The sequence below is a fragment of the Nitrosophilus alvini genome, from assembly GCF_015100395.1.
Lineage (GTDB): Bacteria > Campylobacterota > Campylobacteria > Campylobacterales > Nitratiruptoraceae > Nitrosophilus > Nitrosophilus alvini.
The window spans coordinates 395,365-407,061 of record NZ_AP022847.1 but is presented as its reverse complement, the minus strand read 5'-3'; the positions used below and the strand labels follow the sequence as shown (position 1 = coordinate 407,061).

Annotated in this window: 9 protein-coding genes and 1 tRNA gene; all 10 read right to left on the bottom strand. The window is 36.7% G+C overall.

Translation table 11 applies throughout. From position 1 onward, the window contains the following. Positions 1-4: 4 nt before the first annotated feature. Positions 5-1,324: a M14 family metallopeptidase gene (locus EPR_RS02205; protein ID WP_200763629.1), complete on the bottom strand. Its 1,320-nt coding sequence runs from the start codon at positions 1,322-1,324 to the stop codon at positions 5-7. Further along, positions 1,300-2,265 carry a L,D-transpeptidase family protein gene (locus EPR_RS02200; RefSeq protein ID WP_200763628.1) on the bottom strand — a complete coding sequence of 322 codons (966 nt, stop codon included), beginning with the start codon at positions 2,263-2,265 and terminating at the stop codon, positions 1,300-1,302. The genes EPR_RS02205 and EPR_RS02200 overlap by 25 nt, the downstream gene beginning before the upstream one ends. Positions 2,266-2,325: 60 nt before the next feature. Beyond that, positions 2,326-4,317: an LTA synthase family protein gene (locus tag EPR_RS02195; protein ID WP_200763627.1), complete on the bottom strand. Its 1,992-nt coding sequence runs from the start codon at positions 4,315-4,317 to the stop codon at positions 2,326-2,328. 77 nt (positions 4,318-4,394) lie between these two features. Beyond that, a tRNA-Leu gene (locus EPR_RS02190) sits at positions 4,395-4,480 on the bottom strand. 79 nt (positions 4,481-4,559) lie between these two features. After that, positions 4,560-4,865: a F0F1 ATP synthase subunit C gene (locus EPR_RS02185; protein ID WP_200763625.1), complete on the bottom strand. Its 306-nt coding sequence runs from the start codon at positions 4,863-4,865 to the stop codon at positions 4,560-4,562. A gap of 193 nt (positions 4,866-5,058) precedes the next feature. After that, positions 5,059-7,254 carry a polyribonucleotide nucleotidyltransferase gene (locus EPR_RS02180; protein ID WP_200763624.1) on the bottom strand — a complete coding sequence of 732 codons (2,196 nt, stop codon included), beginning with the start codon at positions 7,252-7,254 and terminating at the stop codon, positions 5,059-5,061. Positions 7,255-7,264: 10 nt separating this feature from the next. Next, positions 7,265-7,927: a phosphoribosyltransferase family protein gene (locus tag EPR_RS02175; protein WP_200763623.1), complete on the bottom strand. Its 663-nt coding sequence runs from the start codon at positions 7,925-7,927 to the stop codon at positions 7,265-7,267. Then, complete coding sequence (locus tag EPR_RS02170; protein ID WP_200763622.1) at positions 7,905-8,171, bottom strand: J domain-containing protein; 267 nt, start codon at positions 8,169-8,171, stop codon at positions 7,905-7,907. Before EPR_RS02170 ends, EPR_RS02175 begins: the two co-directional genes overlap by 23 nt. Then, positions 8,168-9,634 carry an MlaD family protein gene (locus EPR_RS02165; protein WP_200763621.1) on the bottom strand — a complete coding sequence of 489 codons (1,467 nt, stop codon included), beginning with the start codon at positions 9,632-9,634 and terminating at the stop codon, positions 8,168-8,170. The genes EPR_RS02170 and EPR_RS02165 overlap by 4 nt, the downstream gene beginning before the upstream one ends. After that, a complete protein-coding gene (locus tag EPR_RS02160) occupies positions 9,634-11,697 on the bottom strand; it encodes an LPS-assembly protein LptD (protein ID WP_200763616.1) in 2,064 nt (687 codons plus the stop codon). Before EPR_RS02160 ends, EPR_RS02165 begins: the two co-directional genes overlap by 1 nt.

Below are 11,697 nucleotides of genomic sequence, written 5' to 3'. Positions count from 1 at the left end.
TTCCTTAATCAAAATAGACTATAACTGAACCGCAAAAACTTTTATCTTTATAAAATTCGACTCTATACATTTTATGAAAACTATCAATAGAGTATCTATCCTGACACTCTTTTTTCTCTATCTCAATATTGTTCTCATTCAAAACACCTTTTTTACTGAAACCGATAACATTTACCCTTATATCATCGGATGCCAAAACTTTAAAATTTTTTTTGACTTTTACAACAGATGGGATCTGTACATATTCTTTTTTGCCGTCGATTACAAACTCCATGCCTCTCTTTTCACAACCTGACTTGAAATATTGGGGATAGAGAGCTGTCAGTTTCTTATAACCCCTGTAAATCACATAGTTTTTGCCACGCTCCACTACTGTTACCAACGGATCGTCGCAAATAAAACTTATTTTTCTCTCGGTTAAAGGGAAGAATCTTATACTTTTTTTGATATTTTTTAAAGGAAGCACTATATTGTCGTTTATTACTATATAATCCAAATCATTTTTTAAAAGATTATTTATAGTTTCGATACTCAGCTCAAACTCTCTTTCAAATTCAATTTCCAAAATCTTCATAAACTCCTCTATCGCATTTAACTGATAATATATCTTAGTTGCAAGATCGTTTATATTTTTGCTGGTTTCGATAGCAAGAGCCGGTTTGTTATGTGTAATTGCAAAATATGTCAAAGAGAGCTTCATCTGTTCATCTTTGAACTTCGTTTTTGTATTTTTAATATGAAAAGCGTGATGGTTTTTTTTCAGTTTTTTGTTGTTAAGTGCACTGTTAACTTTTTGGGCAATTTTATTAAGATCGCCGAATTTACAGCCGTCAATCTCTTCCTGGTCTATTATACATGCCTGTCCCCATGCAAAAGGATTAAATATAGTATTTTCCCACTTTTCTCTATAATAGCCTCTTCCGTCATGCAGATTCAAAATAAGATCTACTTGTTCGTTCAAAATGATTTTTTTTATATCGTTTACTATAGTGTAGTCCGGATCGCTTTTTTTTATAGAAGCAAATTTTCTATTCATATCGCCGTATATACCACGTCTAAATCTTATAATAGAATCAAAATTCAGATTTGGTACAACCCATAGCGCTCCTTTTTTAATATCGTAATATTTTACGAGGAAAGAGGCCGCAAAATATCCTCCGGGCTCATCTCCGTGTACTCCTCCGATAACCAAAAGGGTATGTGACGGATTTGACGACTCTTTTTTATAAAGATCAAAATGAAGCTCTGCACCCCAAACCGAGCAGACGATAAAAAGTGACAGCAAAAGAAGTCTCAAAGCTATCTCTCCACCAAAATTTTCCATCCATCGGCCGTCTTTGAGATATAAAGCTCTTTATCCCCTTCAAACCTGTAACTTCTTGAACGATATTTTTCATGAAAGTTTACTCTATATACTCTTTCGTCTCCGGGCATCTGATAAGGAATGACATTTATATTCTCAAAAATTATTTCTATTTTATCTCCTTTTTTTGATGCAAAAATTCTTTGTTTCATTTTAGAAAACTCTTTGAGATTCTTTCCGTCAAACCTGACAAAATTGGAATGATAAAATCGAAGGTAATTTTTTATATCGCTGTTTTTCCAGGCATATCTCCATTTGTAAAGCATAGATAAAATCTGTACAATTTCCTCTTTGTTAGCGGTATCAGGTTTATCTTCATTAATAAGAAGGATTGTTTTCTTGAGATTGAGCATATCGTCAAGTCTTTGCAGTTCATCGTTCTCCATTGCTATACAGCCTTTTGTATCAGGCTCTCTTTCACAATTTTGAGGCATTCCGTGTATCCAGATACCGTGGCCGTTTTTACCCCTTATTCTGTCAAAAAGATTTGGATATGTTGTTGTAAAAGCAAAAGGACCGTAGTAATCATCAAGACCTGTAAGCTTTCTTGTAAGTCTATAGACCCCTACAGGTGTTCTCAGGTCACCCTCTTTTATTTTATCGCCACTGTTCTTTCCTACAATCACTTTTATTCTTTTAAGCTTTTTAAGATCATTTCCGGCTATTTTGTATATGTCCAATTCCTTTCTTTTTTTACTGCAGACAAGTATATACTCTATATTGCTATAGTATCCGAAACGGACATCTCTATCACCTATTACCCCTTTCCAATAACTCTCTTTTTGAAGTTCCTTATCGAGTACCCTCGCTACAGCATCTATACCTTCCTGCCTGTAAATATCGATAATATTTGCAAAAACAAAAGTTAAAGATACAATAGACCACAAAAAAACTTTTCTCATAAAACCTCCGAAAAATCAGAAAGTAGGAAAGATTATATCAAAGGAAACTTTTAAGCATGTTTATTGTTTTAGGTGAGATTTAACAAGATAGTCTGTTACCGCAAGTGTGGCACGGTACTGCTTTTCGCACTCTTTTTGAACTTCGTTTACAGCTTTTCCTAGCTTAAAAGCACCTGCTTCGGAGACAACAATACCTTTGTCATTGAATCCGCAATGCAAAAACTCTTTGTCCAACAGATTTGTACCTACGGCCATATATTCGGTATTTGATAGAGTCAAATTGTAAAGAGTGGGCATAATATCTTTGTGGGAGCCGGGTACTGATGTGTCAATATGCTCAGGTTTGAAATTTTCCGGCATATAGATATAGAAAGGTATCAATTTGGATTCGGCAAGGTAGTCGTCGTAACTCATAGCCCCTTCTATCGTATTGTTGTCTGCAGTTATGACAACCACACTGTTTTTAGCCAAAGGAGAGGATTTTATGGCATCAAGAAACTTTCCGGCCATATCAAGAGCGTACTGATAGTCATACAGCCTCTTTTCAATAAGTTCCAAATCGCCTCTTAGATGTTTTTTAAGCTCTTCGCTGAAGTAAAGCTTTTTTGATTTGTAATCAGAAGGAACAGTATAAGGAGGATGATTATTTGTAGTCATAGCAAATATAAACTGGGGCTTTTTACTGTTTTGAAGTTTTTTAAGTATATAGCTGTAGAGATGTTCGTCATATACTCCCCAGTCATGTGTCTCTTTTTTGGCGTCAAGATGCAGCTCTTTTAAAACTTTTGCTTTTCCTTCAACATTGTCAAACCCCTGTTTTGCAAAAAATGCTCCCACATTTCTCCATGACAAGTCACCGCCATAAAGAAATGTAGTTTCATATCCTTTTTTTTGATACACTTTTGCCGCTGCCTGCCTAAAGGAGACATTTTGATACATACTCTGCCCATAAGGTACGCTTTTTGGCCTGGCCATTAGGTTCAGCAGCATAGGTTCCATTGATACTATTGTACCGTTGGCCGTAGATATAAAGTTTGTAAACAGAATATCTTCATCGAAATGTTTTTTCAGACTTCTCATTATGTCAAACCGGGTATTTTGATATTTAAGAATGGGCATACCAAAACTCTCTACCATTATGACTACCACATTTAAAGGGTTTTTCTGAAGTTTTTCATTGTAAGGTGTTTTGTAGACAAGATTTTGCAACAGATCTGAACTGTTGATATCGCTTTTGCGGCAATGGATTTTAAAGGCATCTTCGATATTTGACTCAAATCCGGCCTCTTTTATATAATCTCTGTCATTTGTTTTACTCTTTTTATACTGTTTGACTGACTGTACAAAAAGATATATGCTGTTTTTCGATACTTTATTTAAGAAATTGTCAGCTGCTATATCTTTTGTCCAGTGGTATATAGGAAACATCCCCAGTGTTCCTCTTATAGCAAGAAAGGTAATAAGTATAAAAGAGAAAAAGAGAATGGTCTGTTTGATAAAACCGAAATTTTTCAAATTCAGAGGAGAGACTTTAAAAACAAAAAAAGCTACAAGCCTGTAAATAAAATATGTATACAAAGCGGCACCCGAAAAAATAAGCCACAGATTGTAGTTTTTCTTGGCTATCTCCCAAAGCGCTGCAGTATCGTCGTCTATGATACCGAATATCATGATATTTATATGGTCGTTAAAATAAGAAAAAAATCCTATATCGGCAGCCAAAATGAGTGAAATAAAAAGATAAAAAACCAAAAAATATACAAAAAGAACTTTTTTCAACACTTCAAATGATATAAATTTTCTGAATATATACGCAAAAATTATCAACAAAAGAGGTATGGCAAAAACATAACCTAAAATGGACAGATCAAGTCTCAGCCCAAGTAAAAAGGCATTGAAATATTCTACTGCGCTGGCGTCAAAAGATGAGATGGGAGCAAACTTGAAAAACAGATAAAGCCTGAAAAGAGACATAATAACTAAAAAAATAGCCTGAAGCAGTATAAGATTTTTCAGAAGCCCGACAATATATGGAAAAGTTCTATTATACAAACAAATTCCTTTTCAATCAAAGGACTATTTTCAACCCTTTAAAACATGCAGTATTTGCAGTCCAGGCAGTTGGAGAATGGTGCGACGGGCGGGACTTGAACCCGCACGGCCAGAAGCCACTACCCCCTCAAGATAGCGTGTCTACCAGTTCCACCACCGTCGCGTTTAAATTTAAAACAGCTGAAATTTTCTGTGGATTATATCAAAAAAGGTTGCCAAAGGCAAGAGCCTTCGGCAGAAAATTATCCGAGGAATGGATTAGCGTAAAGAGCGATAAGAGCGATAACAAGAGTATAGATAACCTGTGCTTCGATCATCGCAAGTGCAATAAACATCGTAGTCATCAGCTTTCCGCCAAGACCAGGGTTTCTTGCAGTTCCTGCAATTGTAGCCGCTGCAGTATGTCCCATACCAAGACCACCGCCCGCTGCTGCGATACCAAGACCAACACCGGCTGCTACAACAGAGTACGCCTGAATCATGCTTTCGCCTTCACCGGCAAACGCAAAACCAACAAATGCTACCATAAGCAAAAATAGCTTTTTCATAAAAAACCTCCTGAAAATTTGGGCAAAGCCCTTTCCTTGCAAAGTCCGTTCGGCTTGCGTATCCCTACTTATCACTTTGCAGGTGAAATTGTAGAAAAACTTTCGTTAAAAAGAGATAAATTTGGTTATAGAAAAAGGCGAAAAGATTAAAATGCTAAACTGTTTTCACCTTTTTATCATAATTTTTATATAACTACTTTATTACCTCTTTTAGAGCAAGCTCTATCTTGTGTCCTTTTTGCGAAAGAACTTCTACCTCCACTTCATCGCCCTCTTTGACGATATCTTCAACTCTATTAACTCGTCCTTTGGCAAGCTTTGAGATATGTATCAGGCCGTCGATTCCACCCGGAAGCTCGACAAATGCGCCAAAGTCTACAACTCTTTTTACTTTTCCTGTAAACACATCGCCTTCTTTGAATTTAGGAATTTCACGTGCCGGTTTTTCGGCAATAGTTTTTATATGTTCACAGGCAGCAACCACTTTGGGTTTGCTTTTCCCTGTAACTTTGACTTTTCCTTTCTCTTTTTCTATATCAATACTCACTTCAAATTTTTCTATTATCTCTTTTATGGTTTTGCCCGCCTGTCCGATAATCTCGGCAATTTTACTCGGATGTACAGTCAAAGTTTCGCTGCTCGGAAGATTTTCCTCATTTACAACAATCTCCTGCGCGGCTTTTTCCATAATTTCCAGTATATGGATCCTGGCCTCTTTTGCCTGATAGAGGGCCTCTTTCAAAATCCCGGCCTCTATGCCACCTAGTTTTATATCCATCTGCATGGCAGTAATCCCCTCTTTTGTGCCTGCAACTTTAAAGTCCATATCTCCGTCATGGTCTTCCAACCCCATAATATCTGTCAATATTGCGTATTCGCCGCCCTCTATGACCAGCCCCATTGCAACACCTGCTACAAGATCGATTAAAGGAATGTTTGCAGCCTTCAAAGCCAAAGCTCCGCCGCAGACCGTTGCCATGGAAGATGATCCGTTTGATTCGAGTATCTCTGAAACCAGTCTTATGGTTTTATCTTCCTCCACATCCACAACAGGCTCGAGCGCTCTTTTTGCAAGATTTCCGTGACCTAGCTCTCTTCTTCCCGGAGGTCCAATCGGTCTGGCTTCTCCTACACTGAACGAAGGAAAGTTGTAATGAACCATAAAATGTTCGTATTTCGGCCCCTTTCCGGTAAGCAGTTCATACATCTGTGCATCTGTTCTTTCGCCTATGGTAACCGCAACCAGTGCCTGTGTCTGCCCTCTCGTAAAGAGGCATGAGCCGTGGGCCGAAGGAAGAATGTTTGTCTCTATAGTTATAGGTCTTACATCTTTGAGCCCTCTTCCGTCTGCTCTTTTTCTCTCTTTGAGTATCATCTCTCTGACGACACTTCTTTTATATTTGTCAACTACTTTTAAAATCAGCTCGTATTCCCAGTTCTGTTCAAGTGCTATCTCATCTTCGGCAATCTTTTTCGCAATATCCTGAAGGGCCTCGCTTCTTTCGCTTTTTGCCATCGAGTTTATAGCATTATATATACTCTCTTTATATACCTCATCTATATAGACCCAGATATTTTCATTTATCTTTTCATCTTTGAGAGGAACTTCAATCATCTCTTTTGCAGACTCTATAAAAGTAGTTTCATATAGTTTGCAGGCCTCATTCAAAGCCTCTTTTCCGAAAAGAATAGCTTTTAAAAGTTCATCCTCATTGTAACTGTTCGCCTTTTTGACTACCACCACCTCTTCAGCAAGAGTCGGATCAAGCATAGGGTCAACGGCACTTGGAGGAATTATCTGCGGCTCTTCCGAAGAGATAGATCTCATCTCTATCATCAAAAGATCCTCTTTTGTTCCAGCAAGATACAGATCAAGTGTACTGTTTTGCAAATCGCTGAGTTTGGGATTTAAAACCAGTTCTCCGTTAATTTCGGCAACTCTTATACCGCTTACAGCCGTTCTTATAGGAATATCTGACAGATAAAGAGCGGCGGAAGCCGCATTCAGCGCAAGAACCTGCAGGTCGGACTCTTCATCTGCACTCAGAACAAGGACAGTAATTACAACAGGATTCATAAAACCTTTTGGAAACAGGGGTCTTAAAGCTCTGTCTACAATTCTTGATGTAAGTGTCTCAAAATCTCCCGGTTTTTGCTCTCTTTTTACATATCCTCCCGGAATTTTTCCTGCTGCATACGATTTTTCTATATATTGAACCGTTAAAGGGAGAAAATCCTCCTCTACAGGATTTTTATCCATAACTACTGTTGCCAGCAGAACGGTTTTACCGCTTTTAAGCAAAACGGAACCGTTTGCCTGTCTGGCAACTTTTCCGATATCATAACTCTCTTTGAGATTGTTCATCTCAAACTCATAAACACAATGCATCTTTTTCCTTTCAATCGTTTTTCAAAATCTTTTCTACCGCCTCGGCATCAAGTTGCGGCAGCTCTTTATAATAGTGGCTAGTTTCAATATACGCACCGATTTTATGAAGAGAATATATCTCATCGACCACCTCTTTCAAACTCTCTTCCACACTTGCAGGAATTAGAGGTGTGGCGATATATACATTTCTGGCGCCTGCGGCTATGGCTGTTTTTACAGCTGTCATAAACGTCATACCAGTTTCACATCCCTCGTCTAATAGTAAAACATTTTGCTCTTTAAGTGAACTTATCATCTCTCCTTTTCTATATTTGTATATATATTTTAAGATGTTTTCTTCATATTTTCTTCCTGCTTCTCCATATATAAAATCAAGTTTTATATCAAAAGAATCTCTCAATGCCTCATGTATGACTATCTCTTCCGTTTCACTCACCATTGCTATAACACACTCTTCATTATTCGGAGCACTTATGGGCTCAGTAAAGATAAAATCCGGCTTTATACCGACTCTTTTTGATATATATTTTGCAAAATAGACTCCGCCGGGAGAGACAGCGATAGGCTTGAATTTACGTTCTTTCAACTCATCCAGTGGCAATATCTCTATAAGCTTTTTAAGAGCCTCTTCTCTGTCTTCGAAAAATACCCTAGAATCTAAACTTGTCTGCATGATTTTCTCTCGGAAACTGTTTCATTATCTCTTCGTCACTAAATGAGAACCTGTAATTTTCTATATACTCTTTCAAAATTTTATACGCAATATTTATCTCTTCCATTTTTTTATTATTACCGCCCCTGTCAGGATGATATCTTTTTGCAAGCGTATGATACCGTTTTTTTATATCGTGTAAAGAGACCATAACAGGCAATTCAAGAGTTTCAAGAGCTTTCTTTATCTCCTCTTTTTTGCTCATTTCAGATATGTCCCGGCACTGCCAGCAGTTCCTAATAAGGCTTTGAGATCGTTGTCGATAAATCCTATTCCGATACCGAAATAGAAGTTGGCAGCTTTGGAATTCAAGAAATTATCATATCCTAAAACCGCATCAAGATGCTTTAAAAATCTGTATCTGAATCCAAGTTTTAAATGTGCCTTGTCTCCCCTTACATCATTAACGGCATTGAAATCATAAGCATCAAAAGATATTTTCATCTTATCATTGTACATAAAATAATCGATTCCAACTCCTCCCGTACTCTCAATCAGACCAAGACGCATCAAAACATCATCAAACCTTCTCCCGTACTGAGCGGATACAAGAACTTTCTGATCTTCGTGAAGAGTCGGTTCTATAATATTTCCGCTGCTATCTTTTCTCGTATAGTCATCCATAGATACAATATCGAGCATATAATACTTTGTAGGTGACGGAAGATAGTATATACTGGCATAATTTTTATAATAATCATCACTATTCATATATTCGGTCCTAAATGCAACCTGAAGCTGGCTCTGACCTATCGCAGTAAAATACTTATCAAGTTTTTTGAACGTCTCCCCGCCGCTGCTGAAAAAAGTATCTGCAGATTTAATTGCATTCGAAAGAGGTTTTTTGTTCTCTTTTATAATATCTTGAAGATCTTCTTCCAAACTCGCAAATCTTTCCATAATATCCGGCAGTTTTCTCTCTAGATTTTCTCCAACATTTTCCAAAGAAGATGCGATATTTTCAACTTTCTTCATTATTTGAGGCAATCTCTCATTTACGTTATCAGCAGTCAAAGCAAACTTATCAGACATCTCACCAAATTTGCGTCCCGCATCTGAGAGTTCTTTTGCCATGATTTTAAGGTTTCCAATCGACAGTTTCAAATTTTCCCTGTTTTCACCAATAATTGCTTTTATAGAATCGGTAATCTCTCTTAAATTCGCAATACTTTGTTTCAAATCATCCCCGTTGGCTCCTTTCATATCGGCTCTTAACTCTTTTATAAACTCTTTAAACTCTTTTGCCGCCTCATCAATACTGCTGCTTGTCTCATCAAAGGAGGCCATGATTTTTTGTTTTACCAGATTCTCTTCAGGCTTTACATATTCTTGGGAATTTCCTGGAATTATATTGAGATATTTATTGCCTAACATACCTTCTTGCATCAGCTGTAGTGTTGAATCTTTCGGAATTTTTACATTTTCATAGATAAAAAGGTCGGCTTTCACTTTTTTGCCCGCAAGAGACATATCTTTTACATATCCCACTTCCACACCGTTGATTCTGACTTTTGAATTCACTTCAAGGCCTGAAGCATCTTCTAGATATGCATAAACCGTATATCCTTTTTTGCCTAGATTGGCAAATTTGTTAACCTGTGTGCTCAATAAAAAAAGGAAAAGAAGTCCTATCGCTACAAAGACTCCCACTTTGGCTTCAGTTTTCATTAATTATTTCCTTTATCATACTGGGTCGACTCTTTAAATGTATATTCTACTCCACCCAAAGGAATAAGATTTATTTTCAAAAATATTGCCCTGTTGGTAATAGAAGAGCTTCCTGCTGATGTCAAAACAGGCTTGACCTCTTCTGCGTAACTGAATGTATAACTCCAGCATTTTTTAAACATACTCCAGCCGATTTTCCACTCTTTTGTATAACTTTCGCTGAAGTCGTAATCAATTTTAGCAAATAGTTTATATTTTTGGGATAAATTCTTAGAAATATTGGCTGAAACATAATTTGAATCTCCGGAATTGATATTGTCTTTATAAAAATGTGATAATCTAACACTATAATCTTTATCATTATATCTAATAGTAGTAGTCATAGAAGAGACTCTGCTATTCTCATGAGAATAGAATAGATCATTTACAAGACTTAGTGAAGAGTTGATCTTATATCCTATCTCATTTTCCAACTCTCCATATTTGTAATCTCTGCTATAGAAGACCGGTTGGATTATCCTGTGATAAAGAAATTCGTTTCCTTTTATATCGTAGAAATACTGTTTTAAAGAGACTTCCATCCTTTTTTCTTCACTGTTGACCGTTATGAAATCTGCCTTATACCCAATATCTTTTTCATAACTCGGCACAAATAGAGAAGATGTCAGATGCAGAGTATGCAAAAAGTTGTCATACGGCTTTATCAGATCAGAAAAAATGGAAAATTTGTGATAGTTTCTGAAAATCCTGGTATTTTCACGCCATATGTCTGTATTTGAGTAGTCAACATATGTAAAATAGATATTTTCCGAAACAGAAAATCCAAGATAATCATCCAAAATAGAGAAATAAAATCCTACAGGAATGTCAAACTCATGCTGCTGAGCATTTATTCCTTCTTCCCGGTAAAGATTTTTATATTTATAATCCAAAGAGTAGAGAAGATTTTTGAAAAGAAAACTGTTTAGATATTTATGATACTGCAAAGAGGGCAGCATCTGCATTGTATAATCATTGTCCGTTTTTGAGGTATCAATAAAATATTTGCTATAAAATCCTAGATAATGGTCTGCCTTATTATAATAGTAGTTCAATCTGGAAATCACTATATTACCCAAATTTTTATAGCTGTCGCTCTCCTGCAGATTGAGATAATCTATATCGTTCAACCAGTTTATATCGATATAAAGACCATCTTTCCCCCCCATTTTTTTTCTTGAAAAAAGTTCGCTTCTTTCATAGTTTGCTTCAAAACCTACATGATTTTTATATATGAGGTTGTGCTCCTGTTTATAATCGTCATTTTCCCTAAAGCCACCAAATCTGAAATAGCCTTTTGAAACAGGAGAGTCAACAAATCTAAACGTTGTATAGACTCCTTTCCCTCTTGTTGTTCTTATCTGAGGTACAATTTCAAGATCCCACTGCAGATCGGGTGCAAAATATATCGGCTGAAAGTAGAGAAAACCTTCGCTGCCGGACATTCCCATACTGGGTCTTAGAAGTCCGCTTTTTCTTTCTTTGGAAGTAGAAAATCCCAGATAAGGAGTATATAAAAGAGGTATATTACTGGCATACAGTCTCACATTGTAAAGATTGATCCATTTCTTCTTCGTATCGTACTCTCCGCTGCTAAATTCCAGTCTCCAGTCAGGGTCGGCCGGATCACAACTAGATACTATACTATTATCTAGTTCATATATACCTTTTTGAGCACAAGACTCCTCCGCGCTTATCCATAGCCTGCTATCAAGCTCCATATAAAAAAAAGGTTTTGTGTATATCTTTTCATTCGCAAGGTCAAAAAGAGCATAATCGGCGATTGCATGATAGCGTGACCCTTTTATAAAGTCTATATCACCAAAGAGTTCAATAGTAGAACTGTTTTTATCGTATATCGCCTTTTGGGCCTGGATGTAGAAATCCTCATAAAATATCACTACATCTTCCTGGGCTATTATCTTCCCATCAAGAGCAGATATATCTTTAGCAAGAATCTCTACAGGCACATCTTTTGCAAAAACAGCCACAAAAGATAAACATATAAGTACAAAAAATCGCAA

What these genes read in the sequence shown, in the direction of transcription:
- EPR_RS02180 (WP_200763624.1), bottom strand. Translation starts at nt 7,254, where the DNA reads ATGCATTGTGTTTATGAGTTTGAGATGAACAATCTCAAAGAGAGTTAT.
- EPR_RS02200 (WP_200763628.1), bottom strand. Translation starts at nt 2,265, where the DNA reads ATGAGAAAAGTTTTTTTGTGGTCTATTGTATCTTTAACTTTTGTTTTT.
- EPR_RS02175 (WP_200763623.1), bottom strand. Translation starts at nt 7,927, where the DNA reads ATGCAGACAAGTTTAGATTCTAGGGTATTTTTCGAAGACAGAGAAGAG.
- EPR_RS02165 (WP_200763621.1), bottom strand. Translation starts at nt 9,634, where the DNA reads ATGAAAACTGAAGCCAAAGTGGGAGTCTTTGTAGCGATAGGACTTCTT.
- EPR_RS02205 (WP_200763629.1), bottom strand. Translation starts at nt 1,324, where the DNA reads ATGGAAAATTTTGGTGGAGAGATAGCTTTGAGACTTCTTTTGCTGTCA.
- EPR_RS02185 (WP_200763625.1), bottom strand. Translation starts at nt 4,865, where the DNA reads ATGAAAAAGCTATTTTTGCTTATGGTAGCATTTGTTGGTTTTGCGTTT.
- EPR_RS02170 (WP_200763622.1), bottom strand. Translation starts at nt 8,171, where the DNA reads ATGAGCAAAAAAGAGGAGATAAAGAAAGCTCTTGAAACTCTTGAATTG.